Source organism: Leptolyngbya sp. FACHB-261 (assembly GCF_014696065.1).
Taxonomy (GTDB): Bacteria; Cyanobacteriota; Cyanobacteriia; order FACHB-261; family FACHB-261; genus FACHB-261.
Map to the genome: position 1 here is coordinate 690,712 of NZ_JACJPL010000026.1, position 19,024 is coordinate 709,735.

The 19,024-nt window shown below is 52.7% G+C and carries 15 protein-coding genes; 5 read left to right on the forward strand and 10 right to left on the reverse strand.

Annotated features, from left to right (window positions below; all coding sequences use genetic code 11):
- Positions 1-27 precede the first annotated feature (27 nt).
- Entirely contained in the window at positions 28-579 is a 552-nt protein-coding gene (gene pyrR, locus H6F94_RS19140) for a bifunctional pyr operon transcriptional regulator/uracil phosphoribosyltransferase PyrR (protein ID WP_190803816.1), read from the reverse strand.
- A gap of 2 nt (positions 580-581) precedes the next feature.
- Positions 582-1,841: a tryptophan synthase subunit beta gene (gene trpB / locus H6F94_RS19145; protein WP_190803817.1), complete on the reverse strand. Its 1,260-nt coding sequence runs from the start codon at positions 1,839-1,841 to the stop codon at positions 582-584.
- Between the two features lie 183 nt (positions 1,842-2,024).
- On the opposite strand from trpB, the gene H6F94_RS19150 reads away from it, so the two are divergent.
- Positions 2,025-2,393, forward strand: coding sequence for a hypothetical protein (locus H6F94_RS19150; protein ID WP_190803818.1), 369 nt, complete (start codon positions 2,025-2,027; stop codon positions 2,391-2,393).
- A 47-nt stretch (positions 2,394-2,440) separates the two neighbouring features.
- On the opposite strand, the gene H6F94_RS19155 is transcribed toward H6F94_RS19150, so the two are convergent.
- Entirely contained in the window at positions 2,441-3,742 is a 1,302-nt protein-coding gene (locus H6F94_RS19155) for a caspase family protein (RefSeq protein WP_190803819.1), read from the reverse strand.
- A gap of 228 nt (positions 3,743-3,970) precedes the next feature.
- On the opposite strand from H6F94_RS19155, the gene psaK reads away from it, so the two are divergent.
- Positions 3,971-4,240, forward strand: a complete 270-nt coding sequence (gene psaK / locus H6F94_RS19160; protein WP_190803820.1) for a photosystem I reaction center subunit PsaK — start codon at positions 3,971-3,973, stop codon at positions 4,238-4,240.
- Positions 4,241-4,341: 101 nt separating this feature from the next.
- Here psaK and H6F94_RS19165 read toward each other — a convergent pair whose 3' ends face one another.
- Both H6F94_RS19165 and H6F94_RS19170 read right to left on the reverse strand, forming a co-directional pair.
- The gene (locus H6F94_RS19165; protein ID WP_190803821.1) at positions 4,342-5,496 is read right to left on the reverse strand and encodes a PPC domain-containing protein; all 1,155 of its coding nucleotides are present in this window, start codon (positions 5,494-5,496) and stop codon (positions 4,342-4,344) included.
- A gap of 91 nt (positions 5,497-5,587) precedes the next feature.
- Positions 5,588-7,750, reverse strand: coding sequence for a serine/threonine protein kinase (locus H6F94_RS19170; protein ID WP_190803822.1), 2,163 nt, complete (start codon positions 7,748-7,750; stop codon positions 5,588-5,590).
- Between the two features lie 393 nt (positions 7,751-8,143).
- On the opposite strand from H6F94_RS19170, the gene H6F94_RS19175 reads away from it, so the two are divergent.
- Positions 8,144-8,725 (forward strand): ElyC/SanA/YdcF family protein, encoded by a 582-nt coding sequence (locus H6F94_RS19175; protein WP_190803823.1) that lies wholly within the window; start codon positions 8,144-8,146, stop codon positions 8,723-8,725.
- Between the two features lie 389 nt (positions 8,726-9,114).
- Here H6F94_RS19175 and H6F94_RS19180 read toward each other — a convergent pair whose 3' ends face one another.
- Complete coding sequence (locus tag H6F94_RS19180) at positions 9,115-10,578, reverse strand: RecQ family ATP-dependent DNA helicase (RefSeq protein WP_313949328.1); 1,464 nt, start codon at positions 10,576-10,578, stop codon at positions 9,115-9,117.
- Positions 10,579-10,723: 145 nt separating this feature from the next.
- Between H6F94_RS19180 and cruF the strand changes: the two genes are divergently transcribed.
- Positions 10,724-11,626, forward strand: coding sequence for a gamma-carotene 1'-hydroxylase CruF (gene cruF, locus H6F94_RS19185; RefSeq protein WP_190803824.1), 903 nt, complete (start codon positions 10,724-10,726; stop codon positions 11,624-11,626).
- Between the two features lie 21 nt (positions 11,627-11,647).
- Entirely contained in the window at positions 11,648-12,793 is a 1,146-nt protein-coding gene (cruG, locus tag H6F94_RS19190; protein ID WP_313949329.1) for a 2'-O-glycosyltransferase CruG, read from the forward strand.
- Positions 12,794-12,966: 173 nt separating this feature from the next.
- Here the strand turns inward: cruG and H6F94_RS19195 are convergent, their stop codons facing one another.
- From H6F94_RS19195 to H6F94_RS32500, 4 genes are all read right to left on the reverse strand, one after another.
- Positions 12,967-14,226 (reverse strand): hypothetical protein, encoded by a 1,260-nt coding sequence (locus H6F94_RS19195; protein WP_190803825.1) that lies wholly within the window; start codon positions 14,224-14,226, stop codon positions 12,967-12,969.
- A gap of 471 nt (positions 14,227-14,697) precedes the next feature.
- Positions 14,698-15,036 (reverse strand): hypothetical protein, encoded by a 339-nt coding sequence (locus H6F94_RS19200; RefSeq protein WP_190803826.1) that lies wholly within the window; start codon positions 15,034-15,036, stop codon positions 14,698-14,700.
- On the reverse strand, positions 15,033-15,419 hold the full coding sequence (locus H6F94_RS19205; RefSeq protein WP_190803827.1) for a hypothetical protein: 387 nt from the start codon (positions 15,417-15,419) through the stop codon (positions 15,033-15,035). The genes H6F94_RS19200 and H6F94_RS19205 overlap by 4 nt, the downstream gene beginning before the upstream one ends.
- A 502-nt stretch (positions 15,420-15,921) precedes the next feature.
- The gene (locus tag H6F94_RS32500; RefSeq protein ID WP_190803828.1) at positions 15,922-19,020 is read right to left on the reverse strand and encodes a pentapeptide repeat-containing protein; all 3,099 of its coding nucleotides are present in this window, start codon (positions 19,018-19,020) and stop codon (positions 15,922-15,924) included.
- Positions 19,021-19,024: the final 4 nt, after the last annotated feature.

The window sequence follows — 19,024 nt, forward strand, 5'->3', positions numbered from 1 at the left end:
TTCGAGCAGGTCCAGCCGGTCTCAAGGTCAAGGGCGCGGTCGGGCAATCAGCACCACACTATCGCGCCCGTCTGGGTCTTGAAGGTATACCTTAACCTGCTCTTCCTGAGCGGTGCGCAGTTGTCGGCCCACAAAATCCGGGTGGATGGGCAAAGCCCTGTGACCGCGATCTACTAATACTGCCAGCCGAATTAGACGAGGCCTGCCATACTCGGTTACTGCGTTGAGCGCAGCTCGGATGGTGCGACCCCGGTAAATCACGTCGTCCACCAGCACCACGATGCGATCAGTGAGATCTACCGGAATCTCAGTCCGGGCAGGGGTGCGTAGGCTGATCTGATCGAGGTCGTCGCGGTAGAAGGTAATGTCAACCGCACCCGTCGGCACGTCAACGCCCTCCAGATTGCGGATCTGCTGGGCCAGTGTTTGCGCGAGCGGGACACCCCGGGTGTAGATGCCCAGCAGCACCAGATTCTCCAGGTTGCCGGAGCGCTCCACAATTTCCGAGGCTAGCCGGTTCACAGTTCGGCGCACCTCTTCGGGAGATAGAATCTCAATCACCTCGGGCGAGAGGGCCATGCCTAAGAGTCCAAATGCTTCGCCACAGTGTGCACGTCTTTGTCGCCACGACCTGAGCAGTTGATCACGATCCGCGTGCCGGGAGTGACCTGAGGACAAAGCGTGTCTAAGTAGGCAATCGCGTGAGCCGTTTCTAAGGCTGGGATAATGCCCTCTAACTGCGATAGCCGTTGCAGAGCCGTCAGCGCTTCAGCATCAGTAACGCTGTAGTACTCCGCACGCCCCAGATCCTTTAAGAAGCTATGCTCTGGTCCCACACCGGGATAGTCTAAGCCGGCGCTGATCGAATAGGGCTCGATCACCTGACCTTCCTCATCCTGCAGCAGATAGCTCATAGCGCCATGTAAAACGCCCACCCGACCCCGTGTGAGGGTTGCCGCATGTTGGTCTGAGCTGATGCCCTTGCCACCCGCCTCAATGCCGATCAAGCGCACAGTGGGTTCATCAACAAACTCATGGAACAGGCCCATGGCATTAGAACCGCCCCCTACACAAGCCAGCAGAATATCTGGCAAACCGCCCCATTTTTCGAGTGCCTGCGCCCGCGTTTCGCGACCAATGATTGCCTGAAAGTCACGTACCAGCATGGGATAGGGATGAGGCCCTGCCACCGAACCCAGAATGTAGTGGGTGTGCTCCACATTGGTGACCCAATCGCGGATGGCTTCAGAGGTTGCATCTTTGAGGGTGCCTGTCCCTGCCTCAACTGGCTGCACTTCTGCTCCCATCAGGCGCATGCGGAACACGTTGAGTGCTTGCCGCTCCATGTCATGCACGCCCATGTAGATCACGCACTTCAAGCCAAAACGCGCGCACACGGTTGCTGTCGCGACCCCATGCTGACCTGCCCCAGTCTCGGCAATAATGCGCTGCTTACCCATGCGCTTTGCCAATAGCACCTGTCCTAGGGCGTTGTTGATCTTGTGAGCGCCTGTGTGGTTGAGGTCTTCGCGCTTGAGGTAAATTTCAGGACCGCCCTGAGAACCGGCATAGTGGGCAGTCAAGCGTTCAGCAAAATATAACGGCGAAGGTCTGCCTACATAGTCGCGTAGCAAGCCTGTGAATTCTGCTTCAAACTCCGCATCCTGAGTGTAATGACTGGCTGCCGCCTCCAGTTCGCTGAGTGCACTCATCAGAGTTTCGGGGACATATTTACCCCCAAACTGGCCGAACCGACCCAAAGCATCAGGTCTTTGGGGGCTGGCAGAAGCAGCATTGCTATCGGCGTTGGCAGTGTGAGATGAGAGAGGAGTAAGGGTCACGGCAGCTTAATGGGTAACGGCTTGAGTGGCGACGTAGAGCTAATTATACGTCTGGGTCTTTCCCAAGGATGAGGCTAAGAATCTATCTGAGGAGGCTCAGACAGGCTGGGATCGCTCCGGTACAGTCAAAACGCAAGGAAACGTTCACTCTGAACCTCTAACTAAATTAAGCAGGAGCGCCTGATGTCTGAAGTACCCAAGGATTTGCAGACTCCCCGGCCCGATGATGCTCAGCAATTGGCTGAGGAGATCGCCTCAGGCGAGCAAAAAGCACCAGAGGTCAACTTAGACGATGCGCTAGCGGATGCCAAAGCTTATAGCGTCAGCGAAGTCGATCGTACAGGTGAAGGTGCTGAGGCTGCCGTAGCGGCTACTGCCCCCAAGCTCGAAGTGCCTAAGGCAGAGCCGACTACGCTAGAAACTGAGCCCACCGGCAACCCAGACCAGTACCGAGAAATGGCTAAGGATCTCCATCCCACGCCTGCCGACACGACCAGTGTTAGCGACGATCTGCTACAGAAGGCTCTGGAAAAGGGACAACCCGGCTCCTGAAGCAAGTCCAGCTTCTAGACTGAGATCTATCTAAGCCATCGAGACCATTAGTTATGGGGCAGCGTGGAAACTCTGGCAGCAGGACCAGCCCAAGACTGCCCCTCACAGCGAGTCAGCTGTTCTAGAGTTGCTTTTTGGGTTTGAGTGCCAGTCCTACGGATTTTCTGGGCCAAGCCGACATTCAGAAGTTCCATTTGTAGCCGGGTTAGGCGAGCTCGCTGTACTTCGGTGCTGATTTTTTGTCGGTTGAGTTTCTGCAAGTTGTCAGTGAAGGACTGGCGCGAATCAAGACCAAAGCCACTGCTAAGCGAGCGCAGCACGTAAGCCTGCTCTGGGCGAGCAGCTTGTACCAGGCTAGCGATCGGCTGATTGAGAATCGCTTGGCGTTCGCGCTCGGTTCCTTGGCGTTGAAGCCAGACCTCCGAGGTCGAAACTGGCAAATCAGTGGTTTGCTCATCCACTTTGGCAAAAGCGTGGGCCTCAGCATAGGACACGCGGCGATCGTCGTTGTAATCTGCTGAGGTCACGGGCTCACCAGTGCGGCTGCGGCCACTCAGCCCCGCAAAGAAGCTAGAACTGTAGTCCCGGTAATCGGCCTCGTTGACTTCCGGTGTGCAGCCCACTGAGGGTTGAGTCTTGATTGTGGCGAAAAAGCCGCAACGCGTCTGCAAAGCAACTGAGCTCGACGGGTTGCCCCCTTGATAGATTAAGTTGGCGAACGAGCCAGAGAAGCACTGAGCCATCACAGCAATGACCGGTGTCTGCTGAGGCAACCGATCTAGGAGCCCAGCAAGTTCGCGTACGCTCAACTCCTGATCGCCCCAGAGATAAAGCGAGTTGTTCTCGGGATTCTGGCGATTTAGGCCACCATGCCCTGTGAAGTAGAGAAATAAGCTTCCGGGTTGCTGCACTGCTTGCTGCAAACCCCGCTGCAAGTTGGCCCGAGTAGAAGCGCCATCTAACTCCGGAATCTGGGGAGCACGGAATCGTTCGCGCCCCTGCTGGTCCACATAACGGACGCTAGCCTGCCCGTCACTGCCATTGGCAAAGAAGATGTCGGCATCACTCGGGTTGAAGCCCAAGTGGCGCAAGGTGCGCTGAAAGTACAGGACATTTTTCTCTAGCGCTACCTCGTTATACGAGGGAGCTCCCCCACCCGCCAAAACCAAGAAATTTGGCCCTAAGCTTGCCCTGGAGTTTAAAGCTGAGGGCTGGGGCCTCTGGCAATCTCCCAAGGATTGGTCTTGAGACAAGGGGGAGGTCGGATGCTCGACTGCCTTCAAGCACTGTTGCTGAAAGCTTAGCCCCAACCCGAGTAACCCCAGAACAACTAGCCAACGCCAGTTCATTGAGAAAACTTGCATCAAATTTAGCGTTCGTGAGCGCAATTGCTGCTTTGGCTATGGTGGCATAAGCCGCACTCAAGTCCCTGCAACATTTCGGAATAAATTGAGACGTTTTGCAGCAAAAAAGCACCACTTCTATGAGTTTTTGTTTCGAGAGAAAAGTGTTTTTTGAGAAATCCCTATAATTCCTGAAGCCTTAGATCATTCACAACAGAGCTTGAGGAAACCCTTATGTCTGCCGTCCTGCTTGCTGTTAGCAATGTGCCCCCGACTCCAGCTTGGTCGCCAACTGTGGCGATTGTGATGCTTGTATGTAACGTGATTGCCTTTGCGCTTTTCGCGCTCACTGCCAATCAGCGCCCTGCCCCTGCAGCGGGTTCGCCTTCACTACCAGGCCCACTAGCCAGTCTCGGTCTACCGGCGCTGCTAGCTGTTACTAGCTTTGGTCACCTACTGGGTGCTGGTGCGATTTTGGGTCTGACCAACTTAGGAGTTATCTAATAGCTTTCACTGCTTGAGTCCTTCTCTGGTGTTTTGGCTGCACTGACGCTTGTACAGTGCAGCCATTTCTTATCTAGGTCTTAGCTTTTAGCAAGCAGAGCTTAGTTGACGGTTAACCGATAACGACCCCGACCTGCTTGGTTAGAGGCATTCACCACCGCACTGTAGGTACCCGAGCGAGGCAGAGTGACCTCAACTAGCGAATTCAAATCGCCGCCCCCATCATCATCCTGAGCCAGGGGCTTACCATCAGGTCCTAGCAGAATTAGATAAGGATCGAAGTCTTCGCTGCTAGCGCGAATTGTCACCCGTTGATTGGCTTCGCCCTGGAACTGAAAGACATTGAAGGGGCTTCTGTCAGCATTTAGCCGAGCGCTTCGCTCATTCAGTTCCCCCACCTCATCAGCGATAAAGCGGGTGTTATCGCTTAACAAGCCTAGACTGTAGCGGCCCTGGTCGCCAGGCTGAGCTGTCGCCAGAATCGTATAGGTGCCATTAGCCGGAACCCGGACTAATAACAGCGCATCGCCAATGCGTTGATTAATGCCACTGTCGTCGTCCTGACCAATGATCTGGCCGTCGGGTCCTAGCAGGACTAGATAGGGGTCTAGACGCAGATTGCTAGAACGACGAAAATCAGCGCTGCCGACCAAGTTAATCAGTAGAGGTCTGCCTTGTTCGCCCTGAAACTGGTAAACATCAACGTATCGGCCATCGGCCAAACGCAGATCCTCCCGTCCTAAGACCCCTGGAATCACATCGCCATATTTCATATTGGTGGCTCTAGTGCCTGCGGGAATGGCAACCTGGCCTAGGCGGCTTTCCGTGCGAATCGCCTTAATGTCTAAATTCTGAGTTGTAGCGACTGGTGTCGATGTTGATGGTCTGGATGCAGGGCTAGAGCCGGAAGCAGCCGGTCTAGAGGCTGTTGTGGGTCTGGTCGCGGGTCTAGAAGCTGCTGTCGGCCTCGATGAGCTGGCTGCTGGTCTCGATGAGTTAGCCGGTCTTGAGGGCGTGGAGGTGGACGTCGAGCTTGCGGCTGGACGTCTGGGCTGACGAGTGCTCAACCGCTCTTGCTGTTCTGGGGATGGGGGTGCAGGCTGGCTGGCACGAATCAAATCACTGGCACTTCTTTGAATGTCTGTCTGTTGAGCATTGGTTGGCAACACTTGGCTGACAACCAATGCGCTTCCTAATAGGCCCGACAAGAGACAGGTCAGGTTGATAGAAGGACGGCTGTGATTATGTTTGGGCATAGAACTTTGGATCTGGATAGAGGGCTAAGCCTTATAAGGGCCAGACAAGAGAAAGTTGTTCAAGCAACTGGGGGAGACGAAACGAGATATATCAGCGGTTGCTTACCTGAAAAAGCTGCTCCTCGGAGATCTTACCGTTTCTAAATTCAGTCCACTGCGTGGCCCAAATAGCAACTTGTTGTTTACCAGTTTGAGGATAGACTACCAGTTGGTTGAAGTCAGTGTACTTACTGCGCAAGGCATCCATAAAGGCAAGGGCAAGGGTTTTGATACCATCGGTTGCCTGAAGTTGCGTATTAACAGAGGCGTCATAGGTCACTGTAATCAGATCAGCCTCTACACGGATTTTCGGCTTAATCAGTCCAAAGTCCGGATTGATAGTAACTAGATGCTCCTGTAGAAGCGTTGCCTGCCAATTGAAGCTTTGCTGTTGCGCCTCAGCATAAACCGGAGAATTAGGCTGAATAGTCTTAGCTGTTTGGATGGCCACTGCTAAATCGGTTGCCGCGCTGCCCTTTGCCCGAGCCAGCGTTTCCTGGTCCTGAGCCAGTTGCTCTTGTTGGGCCTGCTGAATTTGTTCTTGCGCTGCCTGTTCTTGCGCCGCCTGCTCCCGCGCTGCCTGTTCCTGCTCCTGTTGAGCCTGCTCCTCTGTTGCCTGCTGCTCAATCTGAGCCTGCTGAGCCTGTGACTGGCGGCTCATGAACCAGCCGGTCCCCAGCAATAGGACAACGCTGAGAGCGCCGGAGGCAAGCAGCAACTGGGTGCGGGATTTAGCAGGAGCTTCAACCCTGGTTGTACTACCGAGTTGGCGCGCGCCTGGATGTGGCTCTAAGCCTGAAACAGACAGAACCTGGTCAGAACCAGGATCAGCGACAGTTTTAGCAGACCCATTGACCTGGGGTTCAACGATCGTCCCAGCAACAGTGGCTCGAGATGGTTGAGCGCTCTTTCCTGTGGATTCTCTCAGTGGAACCGGCTCGACTAAAGTACGGGCAACCCCATCCACTTGGTCAGATTGGACGGAGGGTGACAGTACATCTGTTAAGGTCACACTGGAACTTACAGGAGCTTCTACCAACTTCTCTACAGGCAACTTCTCGACCGGCGAGGCAGAAATTGGCGAGGAAGAAGGTTGCGGGGTAGAGGTCTTTAGAGCAGAAGGCTGTGGGACGGGGACCGAGACTGGCGTCTCTGGGATGGGAGCTTCGGAACGGGGGGACGGGGTGCTGGGGATCTGAGAAATTGCGGGTTTCGGCTTTTCAAGTAAGGTTTCCGAAGCCGTGGGTTGGGGCAAGGGAGGGGGTAAGGGTACTGTTGCGGCAGTGGGTGATACCAAGAACTGCACCGTCGCCTCGGCCGCCTTATCGGTTGTATTAGATGTAGATGTATTAGATGAGCTGCAACTAGGAGCTAACTCGCCATCTAACTCGCGCAGCCATTGATCTACTGTTTGTGGTCGCTGCTCAGGTTGGTAAGCTAGCGCTCTCAAAATGGCCTGATGGACAGTTGGACTGGCTCGCTCAGTTAAACATTGCAGCGAATCTGCATAGTCCGGCTCGTGCAGAAAATTAGCATTGGGTGGTGTTTCTTCTGTAAATAGAAAATAGAGCGTTGCAGCGAGCGAATAAACATCGGAAGCAGTAGTGCATCGACCACTGTGATGCTCTGGCGAAGCAAAACCAGGGGAATAAGCAATCGTGTAGGTTTGCGGTGAAAATTCGCGGGCAATGCCAAAGTCGATCAAGATCGCCTGATCGCTTCTTTCATGCACCATGATGTTCTGCGGCTTGACATCCCGGTGCAGCAAACCAATGCTGTGAACCTGAAGCAGGGCCGAGCCAATTTGTCGAATATAGGCTAGGGCTTTGTCCTCCGCTAATGCCCCTTCTTCCTTAACCATCTCCAGCAAATTTTGACCGGGGATGTAGTCCATCACCATGAAGGACATTTTGCCGTCCGGCGTCTCGGTTGGCTCCTCCGATATATCAATCACCCGCACAATATTCGGATGTTCACAGCGCGCTAAAAGCTTTGCTTCGCGGCTAAATCTCTCTTCACAAGTTTGCAGGACTCTAGGAAAGCGGCTACGGCCCACTTGCTCTCGAATGCCATTGCAATTCAGAGCCTTGATCACGACCTGCTTATTGAGCCTCTGATGCAGCGCCAGATAGGTAATACCAACCCCACCGCGCCCAAGTTCTCGCTCGATGCAGTATTTACCGTTTTGAAGGGTTTGTCCTGCGGTCCAACTCATCGATCGTCCCTGTTGCAAGTAACTGCTCAACGCGCTTGACGAGAATCGGAATGGAAGCCGATCAAAAGCCAGGGCAGAGAAGGTTTGCTGAGCTGCTCAACCACTACTGACTGGTCTTCAACTTGCCCCTCACCTGCCTCTGCCTAGACATGCTTCCCCTGGATGCTGTCACCCTTGCATGTGGCAAATTGTACTAGGGCTAAAGGGAGTTCGGGCTCCTACAATCGGATGGTCTATATCGGTAGAGCGAAAAAATTTATCTTGCAGATTCAGACTGCTCAACCCAGGCAGTCTATGGCCTGAATCAGCTTGTTCGCCGCGAACGGCAACTCGAATGCAAATCAGATCCTGTCTTAAGGTATACATCCATTACTGAGCGGGAGCGAAAAAGCGATGGGAAAGCGATGGCAACTGCGCCGCCTGCTCCTGGCCATAGCCACTGCCCTGCTAGCGAGTTGGTTGATCCGGTTCTGGCCCTACCAACCCCTTCCAGGTAAGACGGTGATTTTGGGTTTAGGTTCCTACTCCTACATTGAAGAGTTGTCAGCTCAAATCGCTCAGACCAATTCCGACCTGAACATCATTATCTCCAGCGGACTCCCAGCTGACGAGTCCCGTCCAATCTTCAAGCGTTTCGGCATTTCCAAGAGCCGAGTGACACTAGACAATCAAGCTCAAGACACCCTGACCAATTTCACAACTATCCTGCCATTTCTGGAGCGGCACAAAGTTGCCAACGCCATTTTGGTCTGTGAAGACTGGCGAGTTGACCGATCCAAAGCTCTGGCTGAAATCGTTCTGGGTGCACGGGGCATCACCTACAGTTTCGCGCCCTACGCCACCTCGAACAAGAAATATAGTTACAACCGCGAGATCGACCGCAAGAAGATCCTGCGGGACCAAGTGCGCGGCTATCTATGGCTGTTCACAGGTTGGGATCCTGCGGGCCAGTTGTCTGGGGAAGGCTACCGCTGAGTTCTGTTGAGTGCTCTGTACCGGACTGCTACCTGGATGCTGACTCTACAGGTATCTCATACTGAGCAAAAACTGAGCACTGATTGGTCTGCTATTGGCCTGGGGGGTTTGAGATACCTGAGACAAACTAGGATTCAAGTACAGCAAACTCTATATAGAAATAGAAGTGCGCTTTACCTCAAGCTCGGGGTTCTACCCGGTGGCGCTCACGCCACAGAGTAATTGTGTAGGTCCAATCTGGGTGCACGGCTGAGATCAAACAGTGACATATCTCAAGGGCAGTAGTGTTTGTCTTGGTCCTGACTAACACACTGCCCTTTTTTTCGTGCGCTCGAGCTGATCTTTTAAGACCAATACCAACACCAATACTGGCAAGCTAGGTGGGCGGTCTAGCAACGGTCACAATGGCCGCAGCGAAACGCCTCTGCCTCGCGCTCAAAGCCAAAGCTGCTCAGCAAAAACCGCCAGCGACAATCCTGGCTGCTGATATAGGTTTGCATCTGCTGCACTGGCTGAATCTCCACCGGCGGCAAGGGCCCTACACTCTCAAGCAATTCGTAGCAAAACGGGTCGCGCCAAACTAAGCGTCCAGCAGCCTGTAATTGAGCCAGCGCCAGTGCCGCACCAGGCAAACGTTGGCACAAAGTGCTGAGTTCACCCCGCTTTGGTAGCTGTGGCAGTAATCGTTGTACTTTCTGGCGCTGACTTTGCTGCTGCGCTAGAAAATAATTGCGTTGCTGCCGGTCACCGGGGTCCAACCAGCCGGTCGGTTCGCTGACCAGCATTAATGCCTGGGCTGGCTCCCCATCTCGCCCGGCTCGCCCCACTTCCTGAACGTATTCTGCCAGGGTCAGGGGCGGCTGAAAATGCACGACCCAACGAATTCGGGGATGGTTGAGCCCCATGCCTAGAGCGCAAGTTGCCACGACAAACGCTAGCTCACCACTAAGCCAGGACTGCTCCAATTGCCGTCGCTCTTGGGCAATCAGACCCGCATGGTAAGACGCAGTGCGATGCCCCTGTTGTCCGAGCCAGGTTGCTAGCTCCTCCGCGTCGTGACGGCTACGCACGTAAACCAGCCCCGCCTGCCCTGGACGCGCTTGGATAAACCGACCGACCTGCTGCCTGCGGTTCCAAGCACTCCAGACAACTTGAATCTTCAAGTTCAAGTTGGCCCGGTATGGGCTGACGCCAATGCGGGCCGGTTGCCGCAATCCGAGGGCTGAGCAGAGTGCCGCTTGCGTTGTTGGTTCGGCGGTTGCCGTGAAGGCAGCTAGCCCGATCCGTCCGTGGCTCTTGGGTTTATGACGCAGAAGCGCCGCTCGAACCGCACCTAAACGGCGGTAGTCAGGGCGAAAGTCAGATCCCCAAACGGTCAGACAGTGTGCCTCATCGACAATGATGTTGGCCACGGTTAGTTCTGGCTGGGTTAACTGCTCCCAAACCGCAGGGCTCATCAAGGTTTCTGGGGAGAGATACAGCAGGCGTAACCGGTTTTGCCCCAAGGCCCGTAAAACCCGTCGGCGCAGATCGGCTGGGAGTTCGCTGTGCAAGCTCGCAGCCGCTGATCCTCGTTGCTGTAGATCCTGGACTTGGTCTTCCATCAACGCTACCAGTGGCGACACCACCAGCGTGACTCCTGTTTGCAGCAGAGCTGGTAGCTGAAAGCAGATGGATTTGCCGTAGCCGGTGGGCAAGACGACCAGGGCATCTCGCCGCGCCAGCAAACAGCGCACCACTTGTTCTTGGGGCTCTCGCAAGGCTGCATAGCCCCAGACTCGCTGAAAAGTTTGCTGAATTTGATCGGTGCTAACAGATGTGGGAGACTGCACGAGCTTACGATAAAGCGTCACCCCTTAGGATTCCCCTGGGTGACATTGCTGCTCGGTATATTCTTTTAGCTCAGATAGCTTAGATCGATCCAATCGTTTCTAAACATTCGTAAACTGTTTTTATTGTGTCTGGTGGGATAGCCCCCCTGCGTGGAGTGTCTGCTGTATGAAGCACCTGGCTACCGTCGAGCGCTTTTGCCTTATAGCGCATCTGGTGTCTATGGCCTTTGGTCTAGCCGGTCTGCTGCTGGTATTGCCCCATCCGGAGTTCGTCGCTGCGCTGCCGCCGATCGGTCAGCAAGCCTTCTCCTGGAGCATGGCTGGGGGCGGCGTTGTCTATATTCTGTTTGGAGCTGCAGCCGTTGGACTGCATGGCTATCGCATTCTCGGCTTGGGTCGATTGCTAGCGTTTTTGATTCCCTCCGTGGCGTTGTCTCTGAGCAGTGAACTACTGGGCACCAGCACAGGGTTTCCGTTCGGCGACTATGGCTATTTGAGCGGTTTGGGCTACAAGATTGCTGATCTAGTTCCCTTCACGATTCCGCTGTCCTGGTTCTATATGGGGTTGGCGTCCTACCTATTGGCCTGTGCCTCTCTGAAGTCAGGGACTCACTTGTTTGCTCGGATTGAGGCCATTGTGATCGGTGCGCTCTTGCTCACCTCCTGGGACTTTGTCCTGGATCCGGCCATGAGCCAAATGACTGTTGCCTTTTGGCAGTGGAACCAGCCGGGCGAGTTCTTTGGCATGCCGCTCCAAAACTTTGCGGGTTGGATGGGCACTGGCGTCGTCTTCATGACCGTCGCTGCTCTACTTTGGGGCAAGCGGTTGGCTGTGCTGGATCGAGCAGAGCTGGCTATGCCGCTGTGGATCTATGTCGGTAACTTTGCCTTTGCAATGATCATGAGCTTGGCCGCAGGAATCACTTTCCCTGTGTTGCTAGGTATGCTGCTGGGCTTGGGACCTGCGGTAGGTCTGTGGTGGGTTGCACGTCCGGCTCAAGCGGAAGTCCCTTTTCCAGAAACCTTACCTCCTGCGCCCCAGTTCCCTCTAGAAGTAGCCAGCCGTTAATGCTCCATCTTCCCTAGCAACGTGGCTCTACTGCTACTTCTGATTCAAGGTCCGGCGGCAGCAATTCTGCTGTCGCGCCTGCTACAGGGACCGGGACGCCGACCGCCACTGCAACCTAAATCGCCCACGCTAGACCTGCTGGGTAAGGTGAGTGTGGTGGTGCCAACGCTGAACGAGGCGGAGCGCATCGGTCCCTGTCTGGATGGGCTGACCCATCAAAGTTATGAAGTGCGTGAGATCCTCGTGGTTGATAGCCGCTCTGAGGATGGCACGCCGGAACTAGTCAAGACGGCTCAGCAGAGCGATCCTCGCTTTCGCCTGTTGACTGATGACCCTTTGCCTGCAGGTTGGGTCGGTCGCCCTTGGGCTTTGCACACTGGCTTCTTGCACACTTCTCCTGCTAGCGAGTGGGTCTTGGGTATTGATGCCGACACGCAGCCGCAACCCGGTTTAGTTGCCAGTCTGGTTCAAGCCGCAGATCAAGAAGGCCTGGATCTGGTGTCGCTGTCGCCCCGCTTCATCCTCAAATCGGTGGGTGAACAGTTGCTCCAACCGGCGCTCTTGCTGACTCTGGTCTACCGCTTTGGTCCGGCGGGAGAGCGTAGCAATGGGGCTGAGCGAGTAATGGCTAATGGTCAGTGCTTTTTGGCGCGTCGTGCCTTGCTCGAACAGTTGGATGGCTACAGCTGTGCTCGTGCTTCGTTCTGTGATGATGTCACTCTGGCTCGGGCAGCGGCGGCATCAGGCGCGAAGGTGGGATTTCTGGATGGCTGTCAGGTGCTCAAGGTGCGCATGTACGCCTCAGCCTTGGAAACTTGGCACGAGTGGGGCCGCTCCTTGGACCTCAAGGATGCCACTTCTCCGGCGCAGAAGTGGGGCGACTTGGGATTTTTGTTAGCGGTGCAGGCGTTGCCGTGGCTAGCGTTGCCATTACTGCTGCTGGCTGAGCCGTCTTTGCCGGTTCAGGTTGCTATTGGCTTGAATGCTAGTCTGCTGCTGACTCGCTTTGCTCTGTTGCTGGCGATTCGTGGCTCTTATGAGCAGGTGGGCTGGGCGTTCTGGCTGTCGCCCTTGGCTGATCCCTTGGCGGTGCTGCGCATTGCCATATCGACTTTGAGTACACCGAAGCGTTGGCGGGGGCGGGATTATTCGAGTTTCGGTGCTTAAGCCTCTGGGTTAAGTCGGTGTGTTGGCAATGCTGGTGATGCCTTTCTCGGTGATGGCGATTGTCGTGGCGATTTTGTAGTCGCTCGTATTAGTCAATCGCTCATCACCTTCGAGGCAACTCTGAAGCGCTCGATGATTCTGCTGGATGTGACCAAGCCGAAGTCAGGGCGGTGTTATAGGGATGCCATCTTCGCGGCTGTCTTGAGCAGTTTGCTATTAAGCAGGTTTTTGACTGGTTGTTTGACTAGGTCAATTGTTTTTTTGATCACGTAGAAGTGAAAGATTGAGGCCTGAATCGCGGCGAAGTTCTTGCCTCGGCAAAAAATCGCTGCCTTGCTATTCTCGATCTTGCTGGCAAGAGCTTTGACCAGTTTTTTGTCTGCATTAAACTCTTGCGCTAGCTTCAGGATGGCTTCGGCGTGGGCTAGGTCATGCCGATCGTTAATTTGCAAGATCCTTTGCCAGTTACCGGGCAGTTGGTTGGGAAAAGAGATTGCCCGCTCTAAGTTGCCAGATATCAACAAAGGCAGCATGGTTCTCACGCATTTAGAGCAGGTGCCGCAATTGGTTTCGCCACCTAGATTATTGGTGCAAACCCTCAGGTATTTCATGGCGATGGGGTTCTGGGTTAAGAAGTGAGCGATTTTCTCAACTCTTTGGGTTTCTGAACCGTCATGAACGACATCGGTTGCTTCGGTGGACCAGAGGTGATCGATCAGTGGGCTGGTTCCCCAGGGGAAGATGTCTTTATAAGAATCGGTTGAAGGAATTAAGACTGATCTCAAGCCTGCGGCCAGCGACAGCGCAACCGAGGCTAAGCCAGCGCCGTGATAATAAGAGCCCCAGGCTAAGGAGAAATGATCGCGGATGTTGGTTTCGCCCACGATGCAGTCTACGCCTGTCTCTTGGGCAACTTCTAGGATTCTTGAGATGACTTCTTTTTCCTGACCATGTTTATAGACATGCAGAGGTCGCTCGATCCCTTTCATGTAGATTAGATGGGAAAGCGGTAGATGCTGGTTTTGGCGATCTGCGTGTTTTAGCAAGGTGTGAAAAGAATCTACGCCCAGCGAGAAGAAGGCTCCAACTTGGTTGCTTGGGGTTGCTTGGGCTTGGGTGAGTGAGTTGGCTAGAACTCTAATCTTCTGAAGTTTGCTGGGATACCACTGCTGAAAGATATCTTGGATGACGTTTAAGTTGCGGAAAAGCTTTTCCGAGATTGGCGGTTCGATGCTTAGGTCTTCGCCTTTATTCATTGCCGGTAGGAGTAGGGCGGGAACGAAGGCATCAGCACTCTCGCTGACAAAGCTGGCAAAGCGCTCGGGATATTCGAAATAGAGCTCGATTGGTTGGCTCTGGTTGTTAATCTCTACAGAACCAACTAGTCTCACTTTTTCATCAGTAGTTACTTGCCTAACGCTGAGTAACTTCATATAGGTCTTCTCCATGGATCGAGGGGCATCTTGAGGCTGATGCTAGAGACGATCCGGAGCCGTCCAATAAAGATCAGATAAAAAAACCTGCGTTTTTCGTAAAGAGACAATAGAGTAACAATAAATTTATTTAGAGTTATTACGTATATTAGTCGCACTAGTTTGTAAGCCCTAATTTGCGTGGCTCATAAACTAGAGAAAACTAATCTTGTAATATCTCTAAAGATTTATTTGCTTACTCAGCAGTGTTCGTTAGCAGCAGATCGATGTGTTGCTTCTAACAGGTTATTGTCTCACGCTTTACTTGTCTATGTCTAGTTTCTGACACTAGCGCAACAGCGGTTACTGCTTAGTGTTCCCAGCCTTAACCTTAGCGATAACAGACGATAACAACAGTAATCTGGGATTCACTTCAGCCGTGGGGCATAGAGTTTGAGTTGCCCCACGCAGGTTTTATGACCGCTATGCAGATTAGGGGTCGGGTTGCTGTTGTAGGGCCAGACGCAGCAGTTGGGCGGAGAGGTTGTAGAGGGTGATGGATCGCTGCTCGGCCTCGGCGGGCACGAGGATCTTTTCGACCCAACCGCTGGTTTCGAGGACAGCCATTTGCCGGTTTACGTCGGAGTGGTGCAGGCCGCTTTTGAGCACGATGAGCGAGAGGGGGATACGGGCGGTGCGGCTGCGGGGATTGGTGAAGTTGGCGATGATCAGCAGGATCAGTTTGGATACGGATTGCAGGTTGAGATCGCGGGTGATGGTGTCCCAGAGAGCAAGGCGGATCTGGGCAGGCGTCAGGTTGGTGGTTTTCATTGGGGGTTGGGGGTGTAGAAGCTGCGTAGGTTGAGGTCGAGATCGAGGCGGGCTTTTTGCTGCTGCCAGAGTTGGCGCAGGTAGGCGATGATGTCGGCGGGATAGGCGAAGCGTTGGAATTCAGCTTTGAAGATTTGACCGAGTTCTTGCAGGTTTTGGTGGGTTTTGCAGTGGTGGATGGCTTGGATGCAGGCTTGCAGCCATTGCCTGAGTTGGCGATAGCTGATGAATTGGCCGCCGCGATCTTGGCGATGAACAAACAGGACGTTGGCCCATTGTTCGAAGCGCAAAATGAGGTTGGCTGGAATGCCTAAGTAGCTGGCGATATCGCTGAGCTGAAGCTGGAATTGGTGCGGATTAATGGTGTGCAAAAGTTGGCGCATGGGGATGCGAGTTGTAGTGAAGTTGTGGTGTTTCGCTGGGCTAATGTTTCACGGCTAATGTTTCACTGGGCAGGGAAACCCTGCCCCTACGGAATTCGTGGTTGAAATCAAGGGGTTCAAAATTCTGCGGTCGTGGGTAGGGGCGAGGTTGCCTCGCCCTTACCGGGTGTTACCGCCAAATAAGGTTTAGCCACCCTGATGATTTGCATTGCAAGTCGGGGTGGCTATGGGGGTGTTAAAATCACCCGTTAGCCGCCTGACTGGCGTAATTCCAGTTGGGGGGTTAGCTATCCAGAGGTTGCTCAGTATCCTTTGGGTAGCGCTAAGTTTTTATGTTTGCTGTCTGATCGTCGTAAGGCAGAAGCTCCGCATCTGGAGAATGGCATTTACCTTATCAGAGCCTTGAGTTTTAGGCAACGGGGTGAGGGAGATTTCTATAGGTAATTGATTCCTGGGAGCTTTAGCACTGCTCAATACTTCTAGGTAGCAGAATTCTTCTGGTTTAGTTTTTCGAAAGAAGGTGAGCGATGGGTTCCACTTTCTTCGAGACAGCTAATGCAATGCCAATGTTAGCTTTCTCGGCTGTCAGGTTCATTAGAGATGTCCATGCTCGGTGCTTCTCTACAGCTTGTAGGTTCTCAGGCAGGACATGCCCGTTCTTATCAAGCTTGACTCCTTTAAGGATCATCCCCCCAAGATACGCCCCTTCAAGATTCGCCCCTGCAAGATTTGCATCTTCAAGATCTGCCCCTTCAAGATACGCCCCTTCAAGATTCGCCCCTGCAAGATCTGCCCCTTCAAGATCTGCCCCTTCAAGATTCGCCCCTTCAAGATTCGCATCTTCAAGATTCGCCCCTTCAAGATTCGCATCTTCAAGATACGCCCCTTCAAGATACGCCCCTTCAAGATTCGCCCCTTCAAGATTCGCCCCTGTAAGATTCGCCTCTATAAGAATCGCCCCTGCAAGAATCGCCCCTTCAAGATCCGCCCCTTCAAGATTCGCCCCTGCAAGATTCGCCCCTTCAAGATCTGCCCCTTCAAGATTTGCATCTTCAAGATCTGCCCCTTCAAGAATCGCCCCTTCAAGATTCGCCTTTTTAAGAATCGCCCCTTCAAGATTCGCCTTTTTAAGATTCGCCCTTGCAAGATTCGCCCTTGCAAGATTCGCCCTTGCAAGATTCGCCCCTTCAAGATTCGCCGCTCCAAGATTCGCCTCTCTAAGATTCGCCTTTCTAAGATTCACCTCAACAAAATCTCTCAAAAATAGAATGCATCCTGATAAATTCAGAAAGCTGAGGCAGTTTAAGGCTAGTACATCAGCAAGAACTCTCTGCCCATGTAGCCTTGAAAGCCATTCACCAAAAGCGACAGGGGAAGGCCAATCAATCTCTGAAACAATCTGTGTTTGGATAGCACAGGCATTGAGCATAACCAGTAATGCCTCCTCTGCGTTACGAGCTTGGCGATTTGCTTCGTAAAAAGTGGGGATTGTGGAAATCAAAGTTTCCATTGGCATCCCATTTTGAAGCATGTACCTGATTAGACAGCATAAAACCTGTTGCCAGTGCCTCACTTCCTCGGGCTGCTGGGTATAAGCTAGGTGGACTTCGTCTCGAACAAACCTTAACAGGTCAAAATCGATAGCTGTAGGACCGCATAGACGTACCCATATCTGAAGCAATTCTTGCTCACTCCGACCTTGACGCGGATTTCGTCGATAGCGTTTTAGTTCCTCACAAATATTTTCAACTTCACCAACAATCTTCCTTGTTGTTAGATATTCGCCGAAACTCTTGTGTGTGAATTCAAAAGTATTCTCCCCCTGCTCAGAGGAACCACTGCGCCTGAAGTAAAAGGCTATCAAGAGATTAGTGACTCCTGACTCCGCACTTTGGCTAAATGCTTCCAGAGAATCAGCTAGTTTACACTCTTTTAAACGTTTTTGAATCTCTTGTAGAGTTGCTGTTCTCCCATTACCATGCCAAACAGTCAAACCGATCTCCTCAAGCACCTGTGTAAATTCTTCCTCAGATATCTTGTCAAGAGTAGGATGTTGCTCGTCAGTCCAGACTCGCTTATAGATTGACTGGAGCAAGCCCCCGTAGATTCCGTTCAGGTTAATCTCTCCAGTCAGATTTAATTCGCCACGATTGAAAGCCAGGGCGACTAGATAGTTAAGTAGAGGTTGAGACGTAATCTCTGTGAGATCGTCTCGATTAAGCTCTGATGGCAGTGCTGCATAGTCCTTGCCATTAGCTTTGCCGTAAAGCTCCCACCAAGATTGACGCTGATCTTGCCCTAAAAGGCTATTCAAATCAATAAATCTTTCTCTCTCATTCTTGGGAAGAAAATAAGGTAGAACATGGAGGATCTGTCCCAGCCTTTTCAGCTTCCTCTCATGGTCTTGAATGACCAGATCGCGGCTACTAATCAAAACTTGTAGCCGAGTTTTGTCTCTATTAAGGCTCAGCAACTGATTGCAGACTTCATCGATAAACTGTTGAGCTGCTTCCGTCACTGCCTTGCCCTGCATTGCTAACTCATCTAAGCCGTCAAAGATGATTAACAGTCGAGATTCACCATGCTCATGATCTAAAGGATTGCGGCTAAGGAAATGCTCAGAGCGCACAAACTTGCCAACTGCCTCAACTAAATCATCAGAGATCTTAAAACGGTGTAAGGGAATCAGTAAGACTGGAATTTGGGCTTTCTCTGCCTGTTTTGCAGCAAAAGCTTTAGTGAATGAAGACTTTCCAGATCCCGGCCCACCGCTAATGACCCGAATCCAATCCTTGGGAGCAGCCTTCCCTAACCAAGCTTCTAACTCACGCTCCAAATCAACAACGACTTTCTCAAATTTTGCCTTTTCAAGGCTGGAACGCGGTTCTTGCTCCCCCTGACCTTTTTCTCTTTCGTAATAAGCTCTTGGCGCTATATAGACCTGACTCAAGCTAAAAGCTTCAGTAAGGAGCGGCTTGTCGATCTCTTTTTGCAGCCAAGCTGAGTAAGATCTCCAACCCTGCTCCTGCTTAGCTGAGTCAGTAAATGGTGTCTGCGATGGTTTTAAACAGGCATAAACCTCAGGATGCTCAGCCCACTCCTCGTCTAAAGCACAGGTAAAATAGCTGGGGAACCGCGCTGCGATTGTATTAGCCTCAGACTGAGACAAACCAAACGCCCGCAGCCATTGAACAAAAGGCTTCTGTATCGTCTTTGTTAGCGCTGACGCCTTGGGATTATCAAAAAACTGTGGATCAATTACTATTCCACGCATCTCTAAAGTCGAAGCCAATTCCTCGCAGACCCCTTCAAAATCCTTGGTCTGATGAGTCTGTGACGTTGGTCTTTCCTGCATTAAGTCACGCATTGCTCGAAACAGAGAACGTGCAACTAGAGCCCAAGCAACTTCTTCGGGCTTTTTATCAAGACCCAGTGCTGCCGCTGCATCAATTAAGTTATCTGGAACACTCTCTAGCTTGTTGGTAGTAACATTAACTGCCGTCTTTGTTAATGCTTTGAAGAGTTCTTTAAAGTCTAATTTGACAGGTTTGTATAGGAACGAGACTGGCTGCTTGATGGGAGTGCTGTCACTGCTGCTCATGGTC